The sequence below is a fragment of the Arthrobacter sp. ok362 genome (genome assembly GCF_900102785.1).
Classification (GTDB): domain Bacteria; phylum Actinomycetota; class Actinomycetes; order Actinomycetales; family Micrococcaceae; genus Arthrobacter.
In genome coordinates, this window is the sequence record NZ_FNGC01000012.1 from 143,725 (window position 1) to 168,495 (window position 24,771).

Consider the following 24,771-nt stretch of genomic DNA (forward strand, 5'->3'; position numbering starts at 1 on the left):
GCCATGACTGCAGCCACGAAGCCGGCAGAGATAAAGCCATAGATTCGACGTGCAGAGGTCGCAAATCGTGCCTCTTGCGTCTCGCGAAAGTAGTTCAGCATCAATCCCCCTAGGTTCGAATGGGAGCCTACAGCAAGGGATGCGCTAAATAGCGCCATTAGACGTGCGCCAGATGCCGCTGTCATTCACAGAAAAGCAACCGGAATGTCCCAATAGCGTTGGCCAGAACTGGTTTCCGAAAATGGAATCCGGTCTAAACGTTGGATTGAGGGTTTTGCCGTGTCGGGCAATTTGATTTGGCGATGCAAGGGTCAGCGCCCGGGGGCAGTCTTTCGGTATCCGGCCGCTAGCCGGCGCCCCACGGTCCATCTGCGGACAGCTCCCGCGCAGCTACCCGGCGTCGAGCTGGAGGGTCATGAAGACGCTGTTGGGGTCGGGCTCGTAGCCGGCGAACGGCGGGCAGTCCGTGAAGCCGTGCCGCGCGTACAGCCGCCGCGCGGGAGCGAAAAACGCCTGGCTCCCTGTCTCCAGGAACAACCGCCGGTAGCCGCTGTGCCGGGCCTCCGCCAGGAGGTGGCGGAGCAGCGCCGAGGCAACGCCGCGCCCGCGGGCTGCATTCGCGGTGCGCATCGACTTGATCTCAGCGTCGCCGGGAGCCAGGCGTTTCAGCGCCGCGCAGCCCAACAGCTGTGAGTCCTCCCGGGCGGTCCAGAAGCTGATGCCCGGTCCGGCCAGTGCGGCGGGATCAAGGGCGTGGACGCTTTCCGGCGGGGAGGTCGCGTACATGTCAGCGAGGTGCTCGTCCAGAAGCTGCTGGACGTCCTCCCGCTCCGGGGTGTCGCGCCCAATCAGGATCGTGCCGCCGGGAGTGCCTGCCATCTGGGTCAGCGGGGCCGGCGGGCGGCGTGTTCACGTGCCAGCACCGCATAGGAGTCGTCCGGGGTGCCCGGCGTGAAGCTGCCGTATTTGCGTTCGACGGCGGTCGTGATCAGGAAGTCCGCGAGGGCCGGGTTCTTGGGCAGCAGTGAACCGTGCAGGTAGCTCGCCACGATGTTGCGGTAGCGGGCGCCTTCCTGGCCGTCGGTGCTGTTGTTGCCGGTGCCCTTGGCGGTGGTTCCGAGCGGTTCGACGCCGGGTCCCAGTGTGGTCTGGCCGCTGTGGTTCTCATAGCCCAGGATGCTGCCGAACTCGGGGGAGGCGACGGTGACGTTGCCGATCAGGCGTTCGTCGGTGCCGTGGGTCTCCACGTCCAGGATGCCGATGCCAGGCAGGACCGAGCCGAGCCGGGTCTTGAAGAATTTCCCGAAGAGCTGGTACAGCCCGCAGATCACGAGCATCGGGGTGCCGTCCTCGGCCAGCTGCTTCAAGGTGGACTCGCGGGAGAGGAGGTCGTCCTGGATCACGAGCTGTCCGCTGTCCTGTCCGCCGCCACCGATAATCAGGTCCACGTCTGCCGGGAACTGGTCACCGACGTTGTATTCGAGCAGTTCCGGCGTGTAGCCGTGCCAGCGCAGGCGCTGCGCGAGGACCAGGGCGTTTCCCCAGTCGCCGTAGATGTTCATGTCCCGCGGGTAGAGCTGCAGGACCCGGATGGTTCCCTTGCTGGGGGCCGCGGAATCTTCGGGCGGAAGTTCGTGCCCAAAAGAGAGTTCGTGCGGGGTTTCGGGGGACCGGGGGGTCATGAGACCACCTCCACTGTGGTGATTTTGGAGAGCTCGCGGCGGATGGCCAGCATGGCCGTGTAGGTGCAGAAGATCCTCTTCGGCTTGCCCTGGCCGCCGCGGATGAACGCTGCCAGTGCCGGCGCGATTTCCGTGTCGACGGCACCGATGGCGACGTCGTCGTACTGCAGCCGCAACGCCATGTCGTAGGCGCGGGAGCCCGTGAGCTGGTCCACGCCGCCGTCGCGGAGGGTGTCGAATTCGACGTCCCACAGCCAGGACATGTCCCGGCCGTCAGCGTAATTGTCATTGATCGCAATCATCGTGGCGTACCCGGCGGCCGGGAATGATTTCAAGCCGAGCCGGAAACCGCTGGGGTTCTTGACCAGCACCAGCTCCAGCGGCAGGCCATCGACCACAAGGCTTTCGCCGCGGCCAAACGCCGGCGCCACCTTGGACAGCGCCGTGAGCAGGCCGGCGTGGTCGGTACCGGTGCCGCGGGCGCCTGAGACACCGCGGGCCAGGGTCAGCGCGGCGGCGGCATTGAAGATGTTGTAGACGCCGCGCAGCAACATGGGCGTGGTGACCGTCGCGCCGTCGTACTCGAAGTCGGCGTCGTCGGCGCCCACGCGGCGCAGCACGACGTCGGCGGCCGGCCGGGCGGGGGCGGGAGGCACCGGGCTCCCCGGGGCCGCGCGCATTTCGTCGTCGTTGGGGAAGGTGCTGAGCAGGGAATCGTCCAGCCCGAAGTAGAGCACCTCAGGCCCGTCCAGGGTCTGGGCGATCCGGGCCACACGGGGGTCTTCCCGGTTCAGGACCACGGTCCCGGTGGTCTTGGACGCGATGTGCTGGAGCAGCTCGGCAGTCTTGTCGATCTCGCCGAAACGGTCCAGCTGGTCGCGGAGGACATTGAGCAGGAGGCTGTAGCGCGGCGGGACCTTGTTGACGAAGTGCACGGCATGCGCCTCATCCAATTCCAGGACCGCGACGTCGGCATCGAGCCGGCCCCGCCAGTCCACCTCGCCCAGGAGCGCCGCGGCCACGCCGCGGGTGAAGTTGCTGCCGGTGCGGTTGGTGAAGACCTTCAGTCCCTGGCTCTCCAGCAGTTCCACCACCATCTTTGTGGTGGTGGTCTTCCCGTTGGTGCCGCTGACGACGGCGACCCCCAGGGGCAGCGTGGACAGTGTCCGCCGCATGAAACCGGGGTCAATTTTTTCGACCACAAGCCCGGGAAGGGCCGAGCCTCCGCCCCTGAGCCGGGAGACCCGGCGGACGAGCTTGCCAAGCGGAACGCTGAAGTAAAGCATGCTCTGTAATATATCCCAGCAGCGGCATGGAACCCGGACGCCCGGGGCTGGTGCATGCGTCCCGGCGCAGCGCAGAGCATTATGCTGTGGGGATGACCACCCCCTCTTTTTCCCCTGAATCCCGCGCGGGAACAGGGCTCCGGATCGGTGTCCTGGCGCTCCAGGGCGATTTCCGGGAGCATCTGCACGCCGTGGAATCCGCCGGTGCCGCCGGCATCGGGATCCGCCGCCCCGCCGAGCTTGACGGCCTGGACGGCCTGATCATCCCGGGCGGCGAATCGACCACGATTGACAAGCTCTCCAGGATTTTCGGGCTCCGGGACCCGCTGCGCGAACGCATCCAGGCCGGCCTGCCCGTCTACGGCTCGTGCGCCGGGATGATCCTGCTGGCGGACGAGATCGCGGACCCGGCGACGGACCTTGCCGGAAACCCGCAGCAGACGTTCGGCGGGCTCGACATCACCGTGCGCCGCAACGCCTTTGGCCGCCAGCGTGAGTCCTTCGAGACGGATCTCGACTTCAGGGGGCTCGAGTTCAGCGCCGTCAGCGGTGCAGTGGCCCCGGTCCATGCCGTCTTCATCCGCGGGCCCTGGGTGGAGCGCGTCGGCGACGGCGTCGAAGTCCTTGCCCAGGTGGAACCCTCCAAAGCCGGCCACCCTGAATCCCTGGACGGGACGGCTAGAATTGTTGCAGTGCGTTCCGGCAAGCTGCTGGCCACCTCCTTCCACCCGGAAGTGACGGGGGAGAAGCGCGTGCATGAACTGTTTATTCGAATGATCAGAGGAGAAGCGTAAAGCATGTCAGGCCACTCCAAATGGGCGACGACCAAGCATAAGAAGGCCATCCTTGATAGCCGCCGGGCCAAGTCGTTCGCCAAGCTGATCAAGAACATCGAAGTCGCCGCGCGTATGGGCGGCCCTGACCTGTCCGGCAACCCGAGCCTGGAACTGGCCGTCACCAAGGCCAAGAAGACCTCGGTGCCCGCTGACAATATCGACCGCGCCATCAAGCGCGGCGCCGGGCTCACCGGCGAGGTCGTGGACTACACCGAAATCATGTACGAGTGCCGCGGCCCGCAGGGCTCCGCGCTGCTGATCGAGTGCCTCACGGACAACAAGAACCGCGCCGCCTCCGAGGTCCGGCTCGCGATCTCCCGCAACGGCGGCACGATCGCCGATCCCGGGTCGGTCAGCTACCTCTTCAGCCGCAAGGGCGTCGTCTCGCTGCCGAAGAACGGCCTCAGCGAGGACGACGTACTGATGGCAGTCCTCGACGCCGGGGCCGAGGAAGTCAAAGACAACGGCGACAGCTTCGAGATCCACTCCGAGCCGACCGACCTCCAGGCCATCCGCGATGCCCTCAAGGAAGCCGGAATGGAGTACGACACCGATGAGGCCGAGTTTGTGCCGTCCATGCAGGTGCCGCTGGACCTCGACGCTGCCAAGAAGTTCATGAAGCTCGTGGACGCCCTGGAAGAACTCGACGACGTCCAGAACGTCTACAGCAACGCCGACCTCAGCGACGAAGTGCAGGCCGCACTGGAAGCCGAGTGACACGCTCACCCAGCCGTGATTTTGAGGCCCGGTCTTGACGGCCCGATCTTGACGCTACGCGTCTTGGGGGTTGACCCGGGCCTCACCCGTTGCGGGATCGGCGTTGTCGACGTCGAAAGGAACCGGCGGGCCACCATGGTGGCCTTCGGGGTGGTGGGAACTTCCCCCGAGGAGAGCCTGGACCAGCGGCTGTTAGTCATTGCCACGTCCATCGACGAGTGGCTGGACCAGTACGAACCGCATGTCCTCGCCGTCGAGCGGGTCTTTTCCCAGCTCAACGTCAGCACGGTGATGGGGGTGGCGCAGGCCTCCGGCGTGGTCATTGCGGCCGCCGCACGCCGCGGCATTCCGGTGGCGCTTCACACCCCGTCCGAGGTCAAGGCCGCCGTGACGGGAAGCGGGACCTCGAACAAGGACGCCGTCACGAAGCTGGTGACCAAGATCCTCCGGCTGGACGCGCCCCCGCGCCCGGCCGACGCTGCCGATGCCCTCGCGCTGGCCATTACCCACGCCTGGCGGGCCGGCAGCGGCGCCGCCGTGGCGACGACGGGGCCGGGCAGCCAGTCCCTCACTCCCGCCCAGCGGGCGTGGGCGGACGCGGAGGCAAAAGCGCGCCGTGCGCGCTGAATGTCCGACTGTTCCGCCGCAGTGCTTGGTAGGGTATTCGTAGATATGTTCGGATAGCCGGGTCGCCCGGCTGCATCAAGCTGTAGACCCAGGAGCCCGGCCTTGATCAGTTTTCTTCGCGGAACCGTAGCGCATGTCGGACTGTCCTCCGCCGTGATCGACCTCAACGGCGCCGGCATGAGCGTCAACGCCACGCCGCAGACCCTCAGCGGCCTGCGGGTGGGGGAGGAGGGGAAGCTGTTCACGTCCCTGATCGTGCGTGAGGACTCGCTGACCCTGTTCGGTTTCGCCAGGGACGATGAACGTGTTGTGTTTGATGTGCTGCTCAGCGTCAGCGGCGTCGGTCCCCGCCTGGCACTGGCCGTGCTGGCCGTCCACGAGCCGGAAGCCATCCGGGTGGCCGCGCACTCCGGCGACGGCAAGGCCTTCACGAAGGTCCCCGGCATTGGACCGAAGGTGGCCGGCCGGATCGTGCTGGAACTCGCCGGCAAGCTCGTGCCGCACGGCACCCCCGGCGCGCCGGCCGCGGCGGTGTCCGCGGAATCCGTCTGGAAGCCGCAGGTCGTCGCCGCGATGACAAGCCTTGGCTGGTCCGAAAAGGATGCCACGGCCAGCATCGACAAATCCTTGGCCGATTCCCCGGGCCTGGCAGCGAACGGCAATGTGGCGGAAATCCTCCGCGCCACGCTGCGCTGGCTGGGGCAGGACGGCGCCCGCGCCGGAAACCGGGTAGGCGCGCGTGGCTGAACCGTCGATTGTCGCCGGGGGAGAGGAGCCGGAGGAGCGGGTCATCGAAGCCGCCCTGCGGCCCAAAAACCTGCACGACTTCGTGGGCCAGCACCGGGTCCGCAAGCAGCTCTCCCTCGTCCTGGAGGCCTCGCGTATGCGCGGCCGCAGCGCGGACCACGTTTTGCTCTCGGGCCCTCCCGGCCTGGGCAAGACCACACTGTCGATGATCATCGCTGCCGAAATGAACGTTCCGCTGCGGATCAGCAGCGGCCCGGCCATCCAGCACGCTGGCGACCTCGCGGCCATCCTGTCCTCGCTCTCTGAAGGCGAAGTCCTGTTCCTGGACGAAATCCACCGGATGTCCCGGCCGGCCGAGGAAATGCTGTACATGGCGATGGAGGATTTCCGCGTCGATATCGTCGTCGGCAAGGGCGCGGGCGCCACGGCCATCCCGCTGGAACTGCCGCCCTTCACGCTGGTCGGCGCCACGACGCGGGCGGGCCTGCTTCCCGGGCCGCTGCGGGACCGCTTCGGTTTCACCGGCCACCTGGAGTTTTACTCCGTCGAAGAGTTGGAACTGGTCCTGCGCCGTTCCGCCGGCCTGCTGGACCTGAAGGTCAACTCGGCCGGATTCAGCGAGATCGCCGGCCGGTCAAGGGGCACGCCGCGCATCGCCAACCGGCTCCTGCGCCGGGTCCGGGACTGGGCACTCGTGCACGGCATCGAGCAAATTGATGCCCGGGCGGCGTCCGCGGCCCTAGACATGTACGAGGTAGACAAGCGTGGCCTGGACCGGCTGGACCGTGCCGTTCTTGAGGCCCTCATCACGAAGTTCGGCGGTGGGCCGGTGGGCCTGTCCACGCTCGCGATCGCCGTCGGCGAGGAAACGGAGACCGTGGAAACGGTCGCCGAGCCCTATCTGGTGCGGGAGGGGCTGCTGGGCCGGACGCCGCGCGGCCGCATTGCCTTGGCGCCGGCGTGGACGCACCTGGGCTTCGCCGTTCCTGCCGGCATATTCGGTCAGGACCCGCTGGAGCTGTTCCAGGCCGAGGAGCTGGCCGATGAGCTGGGCGAGGGCCCGCAGAGCGGGTCCGGCGGTGATCTCGGTGAAGAAACCGGTCCCCAGCGGATCAGAAACAGGCGCTAGCACCTTACTTTCAGCTTTTCCCTTTAGACTGGTATGACGCTCGGCACGTTCGGGTTTTGTTTCCGTGGGCGGAGAGCAGGTGGCCGCCGGCGGTTTGGGGATGGTCTCTCTGCCAGCTTGCTGCGCAGACCCCCGCCCGCGCCGCCCGGAGCAAACGGACGTTGCTGAAAAACAGCTATGCAAGTACAGAACGGAACAATCCCCTTGGATCCAATGACAATTCTCCTGTTCGTCATGCTCGGCGTGTTCGTCTTCATGATGTTCCGCCGCAACAAGAAGACACAGCAGCAGCAGGCGCAGCTCCAGTCGAAGTTCGGCCCCGGCGTCGAGGTCATGACGAGCTTTGGGCTGTTCGGCCGGATCGTCAACATCGACGAAGCGGAGAACAAGGTCACGCTGGAACTTTCCCCGGGCAACACGGCCACGGTGCACCGCCAGGCTGTCACCAAGATTGTGGAGCCTGTAATTGCGGCCGAAGAGCCGACCGTTGTTCCCGACGACGCGTCCTCGCTCACCACGGAGAAGGTGAACGCTGAGAACACGGACAGCCCCGCCGCGCTCAACGAAGTGCCCAGCGCTGAAACTCCCGAGGAAACCCTGCGCCGCCTCAACGACGAAGGCAAAAAAGACAGCTAGTCTGCCTACCTGAGTCATCCCGCGAAGCAACGGTTGCGGGCATCCGTCGGCGGGGGCCAAGAGCCCGCGCCGACGGATCCGCCGTCAATAATAGAAAGATCGACAATGGCACGAACTGGCCCCAAAAACTCAGCCATCAGGATGCTGGTCTGGCTTGGCGTACTCATCGCCGCCATGACGGCTGTCCTGGCAGGCGGCACGATTGCCGGCCAGGCGGGCTGGGCTCCAAAGCTCGCACTGGACCTTGAAGGCGGCACCCAGATGATCCTGGCGCCCAAGGTTGAGGGCGGTTCGGGTATTACCGAAGACCAGCTCAACCAGGCCGTGGCGATCATTCGTCAGCGCGTGGACGGCTCGGGCGTCGCGGAAGCGGAAATCAGCACGCAGTCCGGCCGCAACGTCGTCGTCAGCCTCCCGGGAACACCTGCCAAGGAAACCCGTGCGCTGATCCAGGCCTCCGCCGACATGAACTTCCGCCCGGTCATCCAGACGGGCGCCGGCGCAGCCGTCCCCGCAGCGTCCCGGACCCCGGAGGCCCAGCTGCCCAAGCCGACGGCCAAACCCGCCAACAGCAGCGACGAGAACTGGATTACCCCCGAGGTCTACAAGCAGTTCGAGGCGCTCGACTGCGACCACCCCTCCCAGGACAAGCAGCAGCGCTCCGACCCGACCAAGCCGCTGGTGACCTGTGAGCCGGCGTCGGCTAAGTCGCCGGCCATCAAGTACATCCTCGGTCCGGTTGAGGTGAAGGGCTCGAACATCAAGTCCTCCTCGTTCCAGCTGCAGCGCGGCGCCCAGGGTGCCGTGACCAACGAATGGGCCGTCAACATCCAGTTCGATGACCAGGGCACCACCAAGTTCAAGGAAGTCACCGAGCGCCTGTACCAGTTCTACGCCGCCGGCGGTGGCCAGACCGGCTCGGATCCGAAGTCCCAGTTCGCAATCGTCCTGGACGACCAGGTCATCTCCGCCCCGCGCTCCCTCGCCGTCATCACCGACGGCCGGCCGCAGATCACCGGCGGGTTTACCGAGGAATCGGCCAAGGCGCTCTCCGACCAGCTTCGTTTCGGTGCCCTGCCGATCAGCTTCGAAATCCAGAGCGAACAGCAGATCTCGGCAACCCTCGGCGGGGAGCAGCTCCGCATGGGTATGCTCGCCGGCCTGATCGGCCTGCTGCTGGTTGTGGTCTACTCGCTGTTCCAATACCGTGCCCTTGGCTTCGTGACCGTGGCATCCCTCGTGATCGCCGGGGTGCTGACGTTCCTGGCCATCGCCATCCTCGGCTGGACCGAAAACTACCGGCTTTCGCTCGCCGGTGTCGCAGGCCTGATCGTGGCCATCGGCCAGACGGCCGACTCGTTCATCGTCTACTTCGAACGCATCCGCGATGAGCTCCGTGAAGGCCGCGGCCTGGTCTCGGCCGTGGAAAACGGCTGGAAGCGGGCCAAGCGCACCATCCTCGCCTCCAAGGCCGTGAACCTCCTCGCCGCCGTGGTGCTGTTCTTCGTGGCAGTGGGCAACGTCCGCGGCTTCGCGTTCACCCTCGGCCTCACCGCGATCGCCGACCTCATCGTCGTCTTCATGTTCACCCATCCCACCCTGCAGTTGCTGGCACGGACCAAGTTCTTCGGCGAAGGCCACAGGTTCTCGGGTCTGGACCCGAAGCGCCTCGGCGCCGTCCCGCTGTACCGCGGTGCCGGCCGAGTCCGCACCCCGGAGGACAAGCCCGTGGCAGTGGTGCGCGCGAAGAACACCGGCGCCGCCGCCGAGGCAGAACGCCGGATGACCATTGCAGAACGCCGTCTCGCCGAAAAGCAGGACCAGGCACAACAGGCACAGCTCGCCGGTACCTCCAAGAGCGCGTCCAAGGAGGGCAAGTAAATGGTTAACTTCTCAACATTCGGCAATGAGCTGTACACGGGCAAGCGCTCGTACAACTTCGTCGGTTACAGGAAGCTGTGGTTCCTGATTGCCGGGATCGCCGTCGCCCTCTCAATCCTGATCCCGGTCGCCAAGGGTGGTTTCAACCTCGGCATCGAGTTCCGCGGCGGCTCCGAGTTCACGGTCTCCAACGTCAAGACAACCGATGCCTCCCTCGGCGAGAAGGCCGTCAAGGACGTCGTGGCCGGATCCGTGCCGCGCGTGGCTAACGTGGCCGGCACCACCATGCGCATCCAGACGGACAAGCTCACCGACGACGAGACGCTGCAGATCAAGGACGGCCTCACCAAGGCCTACGGCGTGACGGATAACGAGGTCACGTCAACCTTCGTCGGCCCCACCTGGGGTGCGGACGTCACGAAGCAGGCACTGATGGGCCTGGCAATCTTTGTGGGTCTGGCCGCCGTCCTGATGGCGCTCTACTTCCGGACCTGGAAGATGTCGCTCTCGGCACTGGTCGGCATGGCCGTCACCCTGTTCATGACCGCCGGTATATACGGCCTCAGTGACTTCGAGGTGACGCCGTCGGCCATCATCGGCTTCCTCACGGTGCTCAGCTATTCGCTGTACGACACCGTGGTGGTGTTCGACAAGATCCGGGAAAACACCTCGGACTTGCAGGCGTCCACCCGGCGGACCTTCGCCGAAGAGGTCAACCTCGCCATCAACCAGACCCTGGTCCGGTCCATCAACACGATGGTGGTGGCCATCCTGCCGGTCGGCGCGATCCTCTTCATCGGTGCCGGGCTGCTCGGTGCCGGAACCCTGCGGGATCTGTCCCTGGCGCTGTTCGTGGGCATCCTGGTGGGCACTGCCGCGACGATCTTTATCGCGGCTCCGCTGTACGCCGCGTTGCGGCAGGGCGAACCTGAGCTGGTCAAGCAGGCCAAGCGGGTGGAACAGAGGCGCGCCGACGCGGCAGCCAGGGCCACGTCGCCGGCGTCGCCTGCTACGGCCTGAGCCACGCCCTAAACACAGGGCAACAGGCAGGTCCCGGTGCCTTGATGGCGCCGGGACCAAGGCCTGAACCGTCCTGAGCGGCCAGCAGACGGGCCGGAGACCGTCCATTTCGACGGCCTCCGGCCCGTCGCCGTACCCCGGCCGGTTATCGAAGTATCCTGCTGCGGGAATACACTTGAATAATTAACCGGTCGCGAGAGGTGCTCCATTGGAAGAACGTTCGACGCCGGTGCCGGAGGCACCTGCGGACAAGGGCCAAGGTCAGGGTTCTCAGACTGACCTGGTGGTTCCCGGACGTCCCGATGTTCCCGTGCCGGTTGGCAATTCGGGCTCCCGGCCGACGTTTCCTGGCCGGCGCGAACGCACGAGGTCGCGCCTTGCCCGGCTGACTGGCCGTGGTGCCCCGGCGTACTCCCCGATCCTGGAGCCGTTGCTGCGCACGGTCCGTGCCAACAACCCCAAAGAGGATTTCGACCTCATCCAGCGCGCTTTCGTGGTGGCCGAGCGCTGCCACCGGGGGCAAAAGCGCAAGAGCGGGGACCCGTACATTACGCACCCGGTCGCGGTGGCCACCATCCTGGCCGAACTCGGTCTCAGCGGCACCACGCTGGCCGCGGCCCTGCTGCACGACACCGTCGAAGACACCTCATACACGCTGGCCGACCTGAAGGCGGAGTTCGGCCCGGAAGTGGCCATGCTGGTGGACGGCGTCACCAAGCTGGACAAGGTCAGCTTCGGTGAGGCGGCCCAGTCCGAGACGGTGCGCAAGATGGTCGTCGCCATGGCCAAGGACATCCGCGTCCTGATGATCAAACTCGCCGACCGGCTCCACAACGCCCGCACGTGGCGTTTCGTCTCGGCTGAGTCCTCGGCCCGCAAGGCGCGCGAAACCCTGGAAATCTTCGCACCCCTGGCCCACCGGCTCGGCATGAACACCATCAAGTGGGAACTGGAGGATCTGTCCTTCGCTGCGCTTTATCCCAAGGTGTACGAGGAAATCGTGCGCATGGTGGGGGACCGGACCCCGGAGCGCGAAAAGAACCTGGCGGTCATCCGCAACCAGATCACCGATGACCTCCGGGCGGCGAAGATCAAGGCCACGATCACCGGACGGCCAAAGCACTATTACTCGATCTACCAGAAGATGATCGTCCGGGACAAAGACTTTGACGACATCAACGACCTCATGGGCGTCCGTGTCCTGGTCGACTCAGTCCGGGACTGTTATGCCGCCCTGGGCGCGATGCACTCGCGCTGGAACCCCCTGCCCGGGCGGTTCAAGGACTACATCGCGATGCCCAAGTTCAACATGTACCAGTCGCTGCACACCACGGTGATCGGGCCCGGCGGCAAGCCGGTGGAAATCCAGATCCGCACCCATGAAATGCACCGGAGGGCCGAGTACGGTGTCGCCGCGCACTGGAAGTACAAGGACCAGCCCAACCGGACGGCGGCCGGCCCCGGCAGCCCGCGCGACGGCGACATGGGCTGGCTGCGCTCACTCGTGGACTGGCAGCAGGAAACTTCGGACCCCGGCGAGTTCCTCGACTCCCTGCGCTTTGAAATCAACGCCCGCGAAGTGTTCGTCTTCACCCCCAAGGGCGAGGTCATGGCCCTGCCTGCCGGGTCGACGCCCGTGGACTTCGCCTATGCCGTGCACACCGAGGTGGGCCACCGGACCATCGGCGCGCGCGTCAACGGCAAGCTCGTTCCGCTCAACAGCGAACTGAACCACGGCGACTGGGTGGAGATCTTCACCTCCAAGGCCGAAGGCGCTGGCCCCAGCCAGGACTGGCAACACTTCGTCAAGAGCGCGCGGGCCCGGAACAAAATCAGGCAATGGTTCAGCAAGGAACGCCGCGAGGAAGCGATTGACCGCGGCAAGGAGCTGCTGACCAAGGCGATGCGGAAGCAAAACCTCCCGCTGCAGCGGCTGATGACCCACGACGCCCTCGCCGCGATCGCGGAGGACTTCAAGTACGCCGACATCTCGGGGCTCTACGCCGGCGTGGGCGACGGCCACACCTCCGCGCAGTCCGTCATGGAACGCCTGGTGGAAAGCCTCGGCGGAAACGAGCACCCGGACGACGCCCTCACCGAGGTTTCCATCCCCACCCAGGTCAGCAAGGCCCGCTTCTCCGATTCCGGTGTAGTTGTCCGCGGCGTGGACGACGTCTGGGTGAAGCTGGCCCGGTGCTGCACGCCGGTCCCGCCGGACCCGATCCTTGGCTTCGTCACGCGCGGCTCCGGTGTCTCCGTGCACCGGACCGACTGCACGAACGTGAGCGGCCTGATGGATCAGCCGGACAGGATCGTGGAAGTGGACTGGGCGCCCACACAGTCCAGCGTGTTCCTCGTGGAGATCCAGGTCGAAGCGCTGGACCGCAAATCGCTGCTCTCCGACGTCACCCGCGTGCTCTCGGAAAATCACGTTAACATCCTCGCGGCGAGCGTCCACACGTCCACGGACCGGGTGGCAATCTCCAAGTTTGCGTTCGAGATGGGCGACCCCAAGTACCTCAGCCACGTGCTCAGCGCAGTCCGCAGGATCGACGGCGTCTTCGACGTGTACCGCACCACCGGGAACCGTCGCCGCAGCTAGCCCGGCCGCAGCTTGCCGGCTGCATCGGGCGCCGCCGGCTGTGCCAGGGCGGCGAGCTTCGCCAGCGCCGCCCGTTTGTGCGGGACGCGCGGGCTGGCGTCAACGGCAAGCCTGAGCAGCCGGAGACGCACGCCCAGCTCGGGGCGGGCCAACAGCGCCCTCAGGGCCGGCACGGCCCGTTCCGCATCCACGTGCAACGCCACGTCCACGGCCGTCCGCAACGGGCTGGACACCATCAGACCTCCCATGCTGACGACGTCGAACGGCCCGAGCCGAACTTCGTGGAACGTACAGCCGCGCACAGACCTCAGGCTGGAAATCCGCCGGTTGGCGTCAACCAGCAGCGCCAGACGGTCCGGCTCGGCGGCGCAACCGTAGATCCATGCCGCGGTCATCCGCCCCGCCACGACCCGCTGCCGGATTGCCGGCGCCATGGCCAGAGACGCGGCACGGGCGCGCAGCTGCGGACTTGCATGGGCGCCCGGTGGCAGGTAACCGCGCTGGTACAGCTGCGTCAGCACGCCGTCGGCGGCCATGGCCTGCAGCTCCGGCCAGGAGAACAGTGCGCCGGGGGAGTAGAGCTCGCAGTGATCCGGCCCCGGACCCGGAGCGCGCTGGCTTGTACCGGGCGCCCCGGGAGCGCGCTGGCCCGAACCGGGCGGCCCGGAAAGTCCAGCGGGAGCGCGCGGCATGAGTACCATTCCGCCATCGTTCCCGGTTCCCCGGACATGGAACAGGCCCCGTTCCGGTCATGTGGATAACCGAAACGGGGCCTGGACCGGCTTCCTGGTGGCGCGTGCCTAGGAGAGCTCGCTCGCCGAGCGCTCAAGTTGCTCCAGCCAAGCCTGGCGCGCCTCGAGGGCTTCACGGGCTGCCTTGATCTTGCGCTCGTCGCCGGCCTTTTCCGCCTTGGCCAGATCTTCCTTGAGACCGGCAATGGCGGCTTCGAGCTGGGTCAGGGCGCTGTTGGTGCGCGCCTTCGTCTCCGGGTTGGAGCGCTTCCAGTTCTCGTCCTCGGCGAGGCGGACCGCGTCCTCGACCTTCCGCAGGCCAGCTTCGATGCGGCCCATGTCGGCGCGCGGAACCTTGCCGGCTTCTTCCCAGCGGTCCCGGATGGACTGCAGCGCCTTCTTGGCCGCCGGCAGGTCCTTGATCGGGAGGAGCTCGTTGGCCTCGACCAGGAGCGCTTCCTTCACCACCAGGTTCGCACCGTACTCCTGGTCGATCTCGTCGTTGGCTGCCTGCCGGTTGGTGAAGAAGACGTCCTGGGCGGCGCGGAAGCGGGCCCACAGAGCGTCGTCGTCCTTGCGGCTGGCGCGGGGGGAAGCTTTCCACTCATCCATCAGGCGGCGGTACTCGCCGGCGGCAAAACCCCAGTCGGTCGAGGAGGAAAGGGCCTCGGCTTCGGTGATGAGCTTCTCTTTTGCTGCCTTGGCTGCCGAATTGGTGCTGTCGAGCTGGGAGAAGTAGGCGCGGCGGTGCCGGTCAAATACCGTGCGGGCGGCACGGAACCGCTTCCACAGCGCGTCCTCGTTGCTGCGGCCGAGCCGGACGCCGCTCTTCTGTGCAGTCTTCCAGCTCTCGAACAGTTCGTTCATCCGCGCGCTGGAGGTCTTCCACTGGATCTGCGCGGGATCGTGGCCGGCGATTTCCTCGGCCTCGGCCACTATGGCCTCGCGGGCGGCCAGCTCAGCGGCGCGAACGGCGTCGTGCTCGGCTTTCTCGGCCTTTTCGAGGTCGCCGATCTGCGTCACCAGCGCGTCCAGCCGGGCCTCGGCGGAGCGGAAGTCGCCCACCATGTTCCGCTCGGCGAGCTGCTCGCGCAGGTGCGTGACGGTCTTCTGCATGTCCGCGGTGGGCGCTTTGGAACTCACACGCTGTTCCAGCAGGACGATCTGGGCCACGACGTCCTCGAACTTCCGGGCAAAGTAGCCCAGGGCCTCGTCGGCGCTGACTCCCGGGTACTGACCGACGGGATATTCCGTGCCGTCAACGGTCAGGAACACATGGCCGTCGCCTTCAACACGGCCCCAGCGGGCTGCTTCCGCCAGTGAGGCTGCGGAGGACACGGCCACCGGCGCGGGGGCCGGGGCGGCCGGAGACGGCTTGGCTTTCGGCCGGGCAGCAAACGCTGCCGGGCTCGGCGCGGGACGTCCGGCCGGTGAGGGGGTCGGGGCCGGAACCGCAGCGGCCCCGGCTTCAGCGACAGGCTCGGCTGCCGGCTCAGTTGCCGTCTCCACCGACGGCGCCACGGTGGGCTCTGCGGGTTCCGCTGCCTCCGCGGACTCTCCGGCCTCGGCGCCGTCCTCGTCTGCCACGGCTGGGGCTGCGCTTGCCGCCGTCTCGCCGGCCGCAGCTACGGCAGCGCCCGCACTCTCGGCTGGGGTCGCCTCGGCTTCGGTTTCGTTGGCAGCTGCTGTTGCCAATGTTTCGTCGGATTTCTGACTGTCTGTCACCGCTAGAAGTCTTTCGCTTGGAGGGAAATACCGGGACCATGGCCTTCAGGGCCGCGGCTGGTTACTTCAGTGAGAACGAGTCTATCGTGACTGGTTCCACAGGTGCGCCGTCGGTGGCGCTGGCGCCGGGCTTCACTCCGGCAGCGGCAATCCCGCTCACCACGTCGAGCCCCGAGGTCACCTTGCCCACCACCGTGTAGCCGCCGGCGGCATCCGCCGGAATGACGGTGTCCTTGTACACAATGAAGAACTGGGTGCCGTTGCTGTTGGCGTTCCCGCTGGTCCGGGCCACGGCGATCGTACCGGCAGGGTATTTGTTGTCCGGCGGGGTGTTTTCCAGCGGTCCCCAGGTGTAGCTCGGGTCGCTGCTGCCGTCTCCGGCCTTGGAACCGCACTGCAGTACGCCGAAGGTTTCGGCCGTGGTCAGCCGGTGGCAGCTGAGGCCCTTGTAGAAGTTTTGGTCGGCGAGGGATTTGAAGACCGCCGCCGCCTGCGGTGCCTTCGTGCCGTCGAGCTCGACGCCGAGCGCGCCGCGGTTCAGCTTGAGCTCGCCCGTGAAGGTCTTGCCTGCGGCGGTTTCCGGCTTGGGGATGTTCCCGGCATTCGTGGGGGCAGCTGTCGGTGTGGCGGTCGCTGACGGGCTCTGGAGCCCCTCCTGCACGGCCGCGTACTCCTCTTCGGTCGGGTTTGACGCGAAGACGGTGAGCTGCAGGACCAGGGCCAGGCCGATCGCCGCTGTGCCGGCGCTGATGGCCAGGACGTTATCGCGCCTGCGGCGCTTGTCCTGGTCCCGGCGCAGGCCGCGCCTGGCCTCCATTTGCTGGACGCGCCGCTTCGCCTCACGTGCGCTGCGTGAACTGGCCGCCAAAAGGTCCTCCTGGTTGTATGGCCGCCACCCTAACGGGCTGTAGGCGCCGTCGTGGTAGCAGCAGCAAGCTGCCGGCAGTTCCGTCGGGGCCGGCTCCGTTGGAAGAAGCGGGCGCCGAACGCATAAACTGACTGCCGCACACAGTTTATGCACGACTGGCCGGTCTGCCGCTTATCTTCGTTACGTTTCGACAGATGAATGCCGCGTTTCGCCCGCGCCCGAAGATACTGCAGTAGCAACGAGATACCGCAGTGGTAACCAGAGGAGAAAATTCACCATGGCACGCACAGCCTCCCTGTCAGGATTCCCCGAGTGGCTTCCCGAGGAGCGGCTGGTGGAACTCCATGTGCTGGACACGCTGCGCCGGACGTTCGAACTCCATGGTTTCTCCTCGATCGAGACCCGCGCCGTGGAAACGGTGGGCCAGTTGCTGCGCAAGGGCGAAATCGACAAAGAGGTCTACGGGCTGAGCCGGCTCCAGGACGAAGAGGCTGACACGGTGCCACGGACGGACCCCCATGCCCTTGCCCTGCACTTCGACCTCACCGTGCCCTTCGCCCGGTACGTCGTGGAAAACGCCGGCTACCTGGCCTTCCCGTTCCGCCGCTACCAGATCCAGAAGGTCTGGCGTGGCGAACGTCCCCAGGAGGGGCGGGCCCGCGAGTTCACCCAGGCGGACATCGATGTTGTCGGCGACGGCGAGTTGCCGTTCCGCTACGACGTTGAAATCGCGCTCGTGATCGCGGAGGCGCTCAATGCGCTGCCCATCCCCGATTTCCTGCTGCGGATCAACAACCGCAAACTGGCCGAGGGCTTCTACACCGGGATCGGGCTCACGGACACCGCGGGCGTTCTTCGCAGCATCGACAAACTCGAGAAGGTCGGGCCCGCGAAGGTGGCCGAGTTGCTCAAGGAGGAACTCGGCGCCACTGGCGATCAGGCGCAGGCCGCCCTGAAGCTCGCCAGCATCCGCACCAAGGACACATCCTTCGTGGAGCAGGTCCGGGCGCTGGGCGTCACCAATGAGCTGCTGGAAGAAGGCCTGAACGAGCTGGAGCAGGTCATTGCGGCTGCTGTCCAGCACGCCCCGGGACGAGTGGTGGCCGATCTCAGCATCGCCCGCGGCCTGGACTATTACACGGGCACCGTGGTGGAAACCATCCTGCTGGGGCACGAACAGCTGGGCTCGATCTGCTCCGGCGGCCGCTACGACGCACTGGCCAGCAAGGGCAACCGCAAATTCCCCGGCGTCGGCCTCTCAATCGGTGTGACCCGCCTGGTGTCACGGATCCTGAGCCAGGAGCTCGCCAAGGCCACGCGCTCCGTGCCGACCGTCGTGCTGGTGACGCTCAATAACGACGACAGCTGGGGCGCGGCGCAGGATGTCGCGGAGCAGCTGCGCAGCCGGGGCATCGCCACGGAAGTCGCCGCGAAGGCCGAGAAGTTCGGCAAGCAGATCAAGTTCGCCGACCGTCGCGGCATTCCGTTTGTCTGGTTCACCGACGACGACGGCAAGCACCAGGTCAAGGACATCCGCACGGGCGAGCAGTACGACGCCGACCCGGACGCGTGGATGCCCTCCGAGGAAGACCTGCACGTGCGCGTAACCGCCGCGCGCTAGTTTTTCCCGGGAGTCCTGCCCGTTCGGGGAGTCCTTGTGTTTCCTCGGGCCCTGCGCACCCGCAAGACGAGAAACCGCCCGGCCACCCCGGCGGCCAGCACCGCCGCCATGACCAGCATGGAGCCCGGCGGCAGGGTGATGGCCAGGACCAGGCAGCCGAGGAAACCCAGCACATTGAGCCAGCGCGGCGCATGCCAGGGCCGGCCGGCAAGGGTGAAGGCCGCGGCGTTGGTCACGGCGTAATAGATCAGCACCCCGAAGCTGGAAAATCCGACCACGGTCATCACATCAGTGCTCAGGAGCAAGACGACGACGGCGGCGGCGACGGCCAGTTCCGCGACGAATGGAACGGTGTGGATACCGCCCAGCCTGGCCAGCGGCGCGGGCAGGTCACGTTCCCGGGCCATCGCCAGGGTGGTCCTGCCGATCCCGGTGATCAGGGCCAGCAGTGCGCCAAGACAGGCGGCCGCCGCCCCGGCCTGGACGAAGGGGACACCGCCGCTGAGGCGGGAGGCCGCCACCGCGTCCAGCAGCGGCGCCGTCGAACCCGCCAGCTGCTGCGGCGGCAGATGCCACTGCAGCAGGGCCGCCAGGCCCAGATAGATCACGAAGGCGCCGGCCAGCGCGGCCAGGATGGCCCGCGGTATGGTGTGCGCGGGGTCCTTGACCTCCTCACCCAGGGTGGCGATCCTGGCATAGCCCGCGAAGGCGAAGAACATCAGCCCGGCCGCGGAAAGGACGCCCCAACCGCCGGCGGGCGCCGCAGGATAGACCGCTGCCGCCGACACCGCGGGGGCGCCCTCCGGGTGCGGACCCAGCAGCGACGCCACGGCGACGAAGACGAGAGTGGCCAACACCACGGCCAGCAGGAGCCTGGTCAGCAGTGCGGTCCGCGTAATCCCGAGGAGGTTGACCCCTGTGAGGACCACGACGGCGGCGACCGCCAGCGGCATGGCGTAGGCAGGCGCCAGGTAGTGCCCGAACGTGAGTGCCATCGCCGCGCAGGACGCCGTTTTGCCCGTCACGAACCCCCAGCCCGCAATGAAGCCGGGCCACTCGCCGAGCTGGCGGCGCCCATACACATAGGTGCCGCCGCTGGCGGGGTATCTGGCTGCCAGCTGCGCCGACGCGACCGCGTTGCAGTAGGCGATGACGCCGGCAACGGCCACGGCGAGCGTCAGCAGCGGCCCGGCCAGGGCGGCGGCGGGGGAGAACACGACGAACACGCCGGCGCCGAGCATGGAACCCAGCCCGATTGCCGTGGAATCGAACACGCCGAGCCGGCGCTGCAGCCGCCGGTGCGACCGCTGCGGGGCGGACCGGTAACCGGGGCGGTCACCGCCCTGGTCGCCGGGCTGGTCACCGGGCTGGGTTCCGTTGTGCCGGGTTGCCATGGCGGGAGGGGCCTTTCCAACGGGTAAACTCGAACGGGATCGTTCCTGAAGCGATCCTATTGAACCTTATTTACTGAACATCGAAGTTTTTGAAGATCGATATTTTGAACGTCGATTTTTTGAGACGTCTCTTTTTCATTTTCCGCTGAAAGGAATGCTGTGCTGCGCACACATGACCTCGGATCGCTTCGCTCCGAGCACATTGGACAAACCGTAACCCTCGCCGGCTGGGTCGGCCGGCGTCGTGACCACGGTGGTGTCGCATTCGTTGACCTGCGCGACGCGTCCGGCGTCGCCCAGGTTGTGGTCCGCGAAGAAGAGGTCTTCCACGGCCTGCGCAACGAGTACGTGCTGCAGATTGTCGGCACCGTGTCCCAGCGTCCCGAGGGCAACGAGAACCCGGCGCTGCCCACCGGCGAGATCGAGGTCATGGCCGAGAAGGTCACCATCCTCAACACGTCCGACACTCTGCCGTTCCAGATCGACGAGCACGTTGAGGTGGGCGAGGAAGCCCGCCTCAAGCACCGCTACCTGGATCTGCGCCGCCCCGGTCCCGCCCGCAACCTGCGCCTGCGTTCGGAAGCAAACCGCGTGGCCCGCGAGCTGCTCCACCAGGACGGCTACGTGGAGATCGAGACCCCCACGCTGACCCGTTCGACGCCGGAAGGCGCCCGCGACTTTGTCGTCCCCGCACGCCTCGCGCCGGGTTCCTGGTACGCGCTGCCGCAGTCACCGCAACTGTTCAAGCAGCTCCTGCAGGTGGGCGGCTTCGAAAAGTACTACCAGATCGCCCGCTGCTACCGCGATGAAGACTTCCGCGCGGACCGCCAGCCGGAATTCACGCAGCTGGACATCGAGGCCAGCTTCGTGGAGCAGGACGACATCATCCGGCTCGGCGAGAACATCGTCAAAGCCCTGTGGAAGCTGATCGACGTCGAGATCCCGACGCCGATCCAGCGCATCACCTACCACGACGCCATGGCCCGCTACGGCTCGGACAAGCCGGACCTCCGCTTCGGCCAGGAGCTCACCGAGCTGACCGAATTCTTCAAGGACACCAACTTCGGTGTCTTCAAGGCCCCCTACGTCGGTGCCGTCGTCATGCCCGGCGGCGCCTCCCAGGCCCGCCGAGCCCTGGACGCCTGGCAGGAATGGGCCAAGCAGCGCGGCGCCAAGGGACTGGCGTACGTCCTGTACAAGGAAGACGGCGAACTCGCCGGTCCCGTCGCCAAGAACCTCACCGACACCGAGCGTGCGGGCCTCGCCGACGCCGTCGGTGCCAAGCCCGGTGACTGCATCTTCTTCGCAGCCGGCGAGAAGACCCCGTCCCGTGCGCTCCTCGGCGCTGCCCGCGTGGAGATCGGCCACCGCACCGGCCTCATCAACCCCGCTGACTGGGCCTTCTGCTGGGTCGTGGACGCGCCGATGTTCGAACCCGCCGCCGCCGCTGTCGCCTCCGGCGACGTCGCCGTCGGCGCCGGCCAGTGGACCGCCGTGCACCACGCGTTCACCTCGCCCAAACCCGAGTTCATGGACTCCTTCGACACGGATCCCGAGTCGGCGCTGTCCTACGCCTACGACATCGTCTGCAACGGCAACGAAATCGGCGGCGGCTCGATCCGTATCCACGAGCGCGACATCCAGGAGCGCGTCTTCGAGCTCATGGGCCTGGACAAGGCAGACGCCCAGACCAAGTTCGGCTTCCTCCTGGAGGGCTTCAAGTTCGGTGCCCCTCCGCACGGCGGCATCGCCTTCGGCTGGGACCGCGTAGTTGCCCTGCTGGCCGGCGTGGAGTCCATCCGCGACGTCATCGCCTTCCCGAAGTCCGGCGGCGGCTTCGACCCGCTGACCCAGGCTCCCGCTCCCATCACGGCGCAGCAGCGCAAGGAAGCTGGCGTCGATTTCAAGCCGGAGACCAAGAAGAAGCCCGAGGACGGCAAGAACTAAGCCGGCAGCATCAGCACGAGCAGCAGGGGCTCCCCGGGCAACCGGAGAGCCCCTGCTGCTGTCATAATCGGCCGCATTCGTTCCGGACGGAGAGAACCTCGATGGACCCGAGCCCGCACCCCGCAACGAACGCCGAAGCGAGCCCTGAAGTTAATCCTGAGGCCAAGTCCGAAGCCATCCCGGCGCTGGAGGAGTTGATGGATGCCGCGTGGCCGGCCGCCGAACGGGTGGAGTCCGGCGGCTGGGTGCTGCGGGCAGCCTCCGGCGTGACACAGCGGGCGAACTCGGTCTGGGCGCGCGATCCCGGCAATGACGACCCGCACCTGCAGCTGGCCGCACTCCGGGAGGCGCGGCTTTGGTACCGGAACCGCCGGCTTCCGTTGATCTTCCAGATCTTTGACGGCCCGCGCCAGGCGGCTTTGCACGCGGTGCTCGATGACGAAGGATTCACCCGGCAGTCCGAAACCCTGGTCCTGGTCCATCGACCCGGCACGAAGCCCGGCGCGGATTCCGGCGACGCGGACCCCGCCGTGGAAATCTCGGTCGAGCCGTCGGCGGAGTGGTTGGAGCTGTGGTGGAGCGTCGACGGCCGCGGGGGCGACGACGGGCTCGCCGTGGCCGGCCGCATCCTGGCAGGGTGCCCGGCCCTTTATGGCCTGGCACGGGACGACGGCGGCGCGCCCGCCGCCGTCGCGCGGCTCGCTTTGCCCGGCACCGGGACAACCGGGCCCACGTGGGGCGGCCTGTACTGCATGGCTACGCGTCCGGATGCGCGGCGGCTGGGCTATGGCGGCCGGATTGTCCGGGCGCTGCTGCGTGAGGGCGGGGCCCGGGGCGTGGCCGGGTACTGGCTTTTGGTGATGGCATCCAACGCCGGTGCCCGGAGTCTATACGCCCATGCCGGCTTCAGCGAAGCCGGCCGGTACCTCTACCGGCAGGAAAGGCCGAAACGGCACCTGACCGGCTGCTGACGATTGCCGCTGTCGCCGTTCAGGTGCCTTCGATCGCGTAGTAGAGCCCGATCCAGGGCGACGCCGCGAGCTTGCCGTCCTCGGCCGTGTCGGTGGCAGCGGGAGACGTTTCCTCGACCGCGACGACATCCCTGACTGCGGCCGCGGGGATGTGCGTCCCGCTGCGGTGGGCCGGCCAGTGGTGCCTGTGAACGGTCTGCCATCTGGTGTGACATGATGGACATTTCCCTTGGCGAAGGTGACACCGGAGACCATCACGGATCCGGTGTTGATCCGGAAGCACCTGGCCGAGATCCGGCAGCGGGGTTTTGTGGCGCTCCCGGGGATCGGTGTCGCTGAATGGACCGGCGTCGCGGTACCCGTCCCTGGCCCGGGGGACAGGATCGCCGCGGCCCTGAACGCCATCGTTCCGCGGGAAGGAGCAGACGTCCCGTTTGCGGTTCCGGCGCTGCTGACGGCCGCCCACGGGATCTCCCGTTCGCTGAAGGCTGCCGGGGACCCTCGCCTACGGTAGTGACGGACAGCGCGTCCACCACGCGGATCGCTGACCCGAACCGGAATTCTTTGATCTTGCTCTTCAGCGTGCTCCGTCCGCTATTTCACGGACTGCAAGGTACCGAAGCAGCCGGGCAGTGACCGCGAATTCGATCAGGAACGAAACAAGGGCAAAAGCTGCGCCGATTGTGAGTATTGCTCACGCCTGAGGACAGCCCGTGTCGTTATTTTGTCAGTGCCTCCTGCGATGCTTTGGGTATGGACAGCAGAGCCTGGAGTGCCGAGAGCAGGGAGGCCCTTGAGGCTGTCGCCGCGTCCGCTGCCGCGTTTGTTGCCTGCCCCGGTGCCGGTGTTGCTTGCCCCGGCGCCGGGGCGGAAAGCGCTGATCTGCGCGCCGATTCCCTGCCGGACGCCGATCCGCTGCGGACTCTGGCGGATGATTGCCTGGACGGGCTCGCCGACGTGGCCCGGCTGGAAGCCCGGACCGCCGCACTGAAGGCCAGGCTGACCGCCGACTACGGGCAGGCCACCAGGTCGCTGGTGACTCCGGCGGCGTCCCCGCAGGAACGCACCGCCCAGGAGATGAGCATGGTCGCCGAGGTCGCCTGTGTCCTGACCGTCAGCGAACGAACGGCCGGAGCCCTACTGTCCGAATCCCTGGCACTGACGACGGCGCTGCCGCTGACCCTGACGGCGCTGCAGGCCGGGACGATCTCCTGGCAGCACGCCCGGATCATCGTCGACGAAACTGCCGGCCTGGATCCCGCCGGAGCGGCCGCGCTGGAAGCGCACTTCCTGGACCCCGACGCACCCAACCCCGCCCGCGGGTGCCAGGCCGGGGACCTCGTCCCGTCCCGGTTCCGCGCCAAGGCCCGTGCCTGGCGCGAACGCCACCACCCGGTCAGCATCGAAAAACGCCACACCAAAAGTACCGAGGACCGGCGGGTCGACTACGTCCCGGACCGGGACGGCATGGCCTGGCTCTCCGCCTACCTCCCGGCCGACACCGCCGCGGGGATCTGGGAACGGACCACCGCCGCCGCCCGCGCCCTCCAGGGCCCGGCCGAGGCCAGGACCCTCGCCCAGCTCCGCGCCGACATCACCGCAACCTGGCTCCTCACCAGCCACACCACCGGCACCGGCGCCCCCGGCGGCTCGGCCGGCGCCGGCGCCGGCACCACCGGCGGAATCGCCGGCGCCGGAACCGGCATGGTTGGGGGTGTGGCCGGAGGCGTTCCGTCGCCGAGGGCGCAGGTCCTGATCACCGTCCCGGTCCTGTCGCTGCTGGGCGCCACCGACGAACCCGCCACCCTGGACGGGTACGGGCCAATCCCGCCGTCGATGGCCCGCCGCCTGATCACCGACGGCGCCGACTCCTTCTACCGCGTCCTGACAGACCCCCGCGACGGCGCCCCGCTGGAAATCGGCCGGACCAGCTACCGTGTCACGAAGGCCCAGCGTCAATGGCTCCGCCTCCGCGACGGCAGGTGCCCCTTCCCCGGCTGCAGCAACCACTCCCTGGACAACGAGGCAGACCACCTCCTGGCCTGGGCCGACGGAGGCACCACCGGCATCACCAACCTGGGCCAACCCTGCCCCAGACACCACCGCCTCAAACACAGCACCGCCTGGAAACCCACCGGAGCCAGCAAGGACCACCCGCCGGGGTGGACCTCACCGTCCAGCCGGCACTACCCCAGCGAACACCAGGACTGGGAACCGCCCGAGTGGCCGCACGACATCCTCACCAAGGACACCCTCCCGGACCACGGCCTCCCCGCGGATCCAGGACACCAGGCAGACCCGGCGCCCACAGGCCATGCCGGCCAGGAACCCGGCCAGGAACCCGGCCGGGA

The 24,771-nt window shown here is 67.2% G+C and carries 21 protein-coding genes; 14 read left to right on the forward strand and 7 right to left on the reverse strand.

Annotation, left to right across the window (positions count from 1 at the left end):
• Positions 1-390: 390 nt before the first annotated feature.
• From BLQ10_RS16455 to BLQ10_RS16465, 3 genes are read right to left on the reverse strand one after another with little or no spacing between them, the layout of a single operon-like run.
• Positions 391-879, reverse strand: coding sequence for a GNAT family N-acetyltransferase (locus tag BLQ10_RS16455; RefSeq protein WP_091563885.1), 489 nt, complete (start codon positions 877-879; stop codon positions 391-393).
• A gap of 5 nt (positions 880-884) precedes the next feature.
• Positions 885-1,682: a type 1 glutamine amidotransferase gene (locus BLQ10_RS16460; RefSeq protein ID WP_302847331.1), complete on the reverse strand. Its 798-nt coding sequence runs from the start codon at positions 1,680-1,682 to the stop codon at positions 885-887.
• Positions 1,679-2,968, reverse strand: a complete 1,290-nt coding sequence (locus BLQ10_RS16465) for a Mur ligase family protein (protein WP_091563887.1) — start codon at positions 2,966-2,968, stop codon at positions 1,679-1,681. Before BLQ10_RS16465 ends, BLQ10_RS16460 begins: the two co-directional genes overlap by 4 nt.
• 92 nt (positions 2,969-3,060) lie before the next feature.
• Between BLQ10_RS16465 and pdxT the strand changes: the two genes are divergently transcribed.
• The 9 genes from pdxT (at position 3,061) to BLQ10_RS16510 (ending at position 13,163) form a co-directional block, all read left to right on the forward strand.
• Positions 3,061-3,762, forward strand: coding sequence for a pyridoxal 5'-phosphate synthase glutaminase subunit PdxT (gene pdxT, locus BLQ10_RS16470; protein WP_091563888.1), 702 nt, complete (start codon positions 3,061-3,063; stop codon positions 3,760-3,762).
• 3 nt (positions 3,763-3,765) lie between these two features.
• Positions 3,766-4,521 (forward strand): YebC/PmpR family DNA-binding transcriptional regulator, encoded by a 756-nt coding sequence (locus tag BLQ10_RS16475; protein ID WP_091563890.1) that lies wholly within the window; start codon positions 3,766-3,768, stop codon positions 4,519-4,521.
• A gap of 48 nt (positions 4,522-4,569) precedes the next feature.
• Positions 4,570-5,148 carry a crossover junction endodeoxyribonuclease RuvC gene (gene ruvC, locus BLQ10_RS16480; protein ID WP_091563943.1) on the forward strand — a complete coding sequence of 193 codons (579 nt, stop codon included), beginning with the start codon at positions 4,570-4,572 and terminating at the stop codon, positions 5,146-5,148.
• Positions 5,149-5,250: 102 nt separating this feature from the next.
• Positions 5,251-5,895, forward strand: a complete 645-nt coding sequence (ruvA, locus tag BLQ10_RS16485; RefSeq protein ID WP_091563891.1) for a Holliday junction branch migration protein RuvA — start codon at positions 5,251-5,253, stop codon at positions 5,893-5,895.
• Positions 5,888-7,024, forward strand: coding sequence for a Holliday junction branch migration DNA helicase RuvB (ruvB, locus tag BLQ10_RS16490; protein WP_091563893.1), 1,137 nt, complete (start codon positions 5,888-5,890; stop codon positions 7,022-7,024). Before ruvA ends, ruvB begins: the two co-directional genes overlap by 8 nt.
• Positions 7,025-7,237: 213 nt before the next feature.
• A complete protein-coding gene (yajC, locus tag BLQ10_RS16495) occupies positions 7,238-7,660 on the forward strand; it encodes a preprotein translocase subunit YajC (RefSeq protein ID WP_091563895.1) in 423 nt (140 codons plus the stop codon).
• Between the two features lie 105 nt (positions 7,661-7,765).
• The gene (gene secD, locus BLQ10_RS16500) at positions 7,766-9,541 is read left to right on the forward strand and encodes a protein translocase subunit SecD (RefSeq protein ID WP_091563897.1); all 1,776 of its coding nucleotides are present in this window, start codon (positions 7,766-7,768) and stop codon (positions 9,539-9,541) included.
• Entirely contained in the window at positions 9,542-10,561 is a 1,020-nt protein-coding gene (gene secF, locus BLQ10_RS16505; protein ID WP_091563898.1) for a protein translocase subunit SecF, read from the forward strand. It begins immediately after the preceding gene.
• Positions 10,562-10,871: 310 nt separating this feature from the next.
• Complete coding sequence (locus BLQ10_RS16510; protein WP_254785624.1) at positions 10,872-13,163, forward strand: RelA/SpoT family protein; 2,292 nt, start codon at positions 10,872-10,874, stop codon at positions 13,161-13,163.
• Here the strand turns inward: BLQ10_RS16510 and BLQ10_RS16515 are convergent.
• The 3 genes from BLQ10_RS16515 to BLQ10_RS16525 form a co-directional block, all read right to left on the reverse strand.
• Positions 13,160-13,864 (reverse strand): type IV toxin-antitoxin system AbiEi family antitoxin, encoded by a 705-nt coding sequence (locus BLQ10_RS16515; protein WP_254785618.1) that lies wholly within the window; start codon positions 13,862-13,864, stop codon positions 13,160-13,162. The genes BLQ10_RS16510 and BLQ10_RS16515 overlap by 4 nt on opposite strands.
• Before the next feature lie 99 nt (positions 13,865-13,963).
• The gene (locus tag BLQ10_RS16520) at positions 13,964-15,619 is read right to left on the reverse strand and encodes a DUF349 domain-containing protein (protein ID WP_091563900.1); all 1,656 of its coding nucleotides are present in this window, start codon (positions 15,617-15,619) and stop codon (positions 13,964-13,966) included.
• Positions 15,620-15,680: 61 nt separating this feature from the next.
• The gene (locus BLQ10_RS16525) at positions 15,681-16,487 is read right to left on the reverse strand and encodes a peptidylprolyl isomerase (RefSeq protein WP_091563902.1); all 807 of its coding nucleotides are present in this window, start codon (positions 16,485-16,487) and stop codon (positions 15,681-15,683) included.
• Between the two features lie 277 nt (positions 16,488-16,764).
• Between BLQ10_RS16525 and hisS the strand changes: the two genes are divergently transcribed.
• Complete coding sequence (hisS, locus tag BLQ10_RS16530; RefSeq protein ID WP_091563904.1) at positions 16,765-18,108, forward strand: histidine--tRNA ligase; 1,344 nt, start codon at positions 16,765-16,767, stop codon at positions 18,106-18,108.
• Here the strand turns inward: hisS and BLQ10_RS16535 are convergent.
• The gene (locus BLQ10_RS16535; protein ID WP_254785619.1) at positions 18,105-19,502 is read right to left on the reverse strand and encodes an APC family permease; all 1,398 of its coding nucleotides are present in this window, start codon (positions 19,500-19,502) and stop codon (positions 18,105-18,107) included. The genes hisS and BLQ10_RS16535 overlap by 4 nt on opposite strands.
• A gap of 159 nt (positions 19,503-19,661) precedes the next feature.
• Between BLQ10_RS16535 and aspS the strand changes: the two genes are divergently transcribed.
• The 4 genes from aspS to BLQ10_RS16555 form a co-directional block, all read left to right on the forward strand.
• Positions 19,662-21,449, forward strand: a complete 1,788-nt coding sequence (gene aspS, locus BLQ10_RS16540) for an aspartate--tRNA ligase (RefSeq protein WP_091563906.1) — start codon at positions 19,662-19,664, stop codon at positions 21,447-21,449.
• A 197-nt stretch (positions 21,450-21,646) separates the two neighbouring features.
• The gene (locus BLQ10_RS16545) at positions 21,647-22,420 is read left to right on the forward strand and encodes a GNAT family N-acetyltransferase (RefSeq protein WP_254785625.1); all 774 of its coding nucleotides are present in this window, start codon (positions 21,647-21,649) and stop codon (positions 22,418-22,420) included.
• A gap of 229 nt (positions 22,421-22,649) precedes the next feature.
• Positions 22,650-22,934: an IclR family transcriptional regulator gene (locus BLQ10_RS16550; protein WP_091563910.1), complete on the forward strand. Its 285-nt coding sequence runs from the start codon at positions 22,650-22,652 to the stop codon at positions 22,932-22,934.
• A 239-nt stretch (positions 22,935-23,173) separates the two neighbouring features.
• Positions 23,174-24,771: HNH endonuclease signature motif containing protein (locus tag BLQ10_RS16555; RefSeq protein WP_091563911.1), on the forward strand; the 1,598-nt coding region annotated here is incomplete at its 3' end.

Coding starts and splice junctions, on each gene's coding strand:
- hisS (WP_091563904.1), top strand. CDS start 16,765: ATGGCACGCACAGCCTCCCTGTCAGGATTCCCCGAGTGGCTTCCCGAG.
- secD (WP_091563897.1), top strand. CDS start 7,766: ATGGCACGAACTGGCCCCAAAAACTCAGCCATCAGGATGCTGGTCTGG.
- BLQ10_RS16545 (WP_254785625.1), top strand. CDS start 21,647: ATGGATGCCGCGTGGCCGGCCGCCGAACGGGTGGAGTCCGGCGGCTGG.
- BLQ10_RS16465 (WP_091563887.1), bottom strand. CDS start 2,968: ATGCTTTACTTCAGCGTTCCGCTTGGCAAGCTCGTCCGCCGGGTCTCC.
- BLQ10_RS16475 (WP_091563890.1), top strand. CDS start 3,766: ATGTCAGGCCACTCCAAATGGGCGACGACCAAGCATAAGAAGGCCATC.
- BLQ10_RS16535 (WP_254785619.1), bottom strand. CDS start 19,502: ATGGCAACCCGGCACAACGGAACCCAGCCCGGTGACCAGCCCGGCGAC.
- yajC (WP_091563895.1), top strand. CDS start 7,238: ATGACAATTCTCCTGTTCGTCATGCTCGGCGTGTTCGTCTTCATGATG.
- secF (WP_091563898.1), top strand. CDS start 9,542: ATGGTTAACTTCTCAACATTCGGCAATGAGCTGTACACGGGCAAGCGC.
- BLQ10_RS16460 (WP_302847331.1), bottom strand. CDS start 1,682: ATGACCCCCCGGTCCCCCGAAACCCCGCACGAACTCTCTTTTGGGCAC.
- BLQ10_RS16455 (WP_091563885.1), bottom strand. CDS start 879: ATGGCAGGCACTCCCGGCGGCACGATCCTGATTGGGCGCGACACCCCG.
- pdxT (WP_091563888.1), top strand. CDS start 3,061: ATGACCACCCCCTCTTTTTCCCCTGAATCCCGCGCGGGAACAGGGCTC.
- BLQ10_RS16515 (WP_254785618.1), bottom strand. CDS start 13,864: ATGGTACTCATGCCGCGCGCTCCCGCTGGACTTTCCGGGCCGCCCGGT.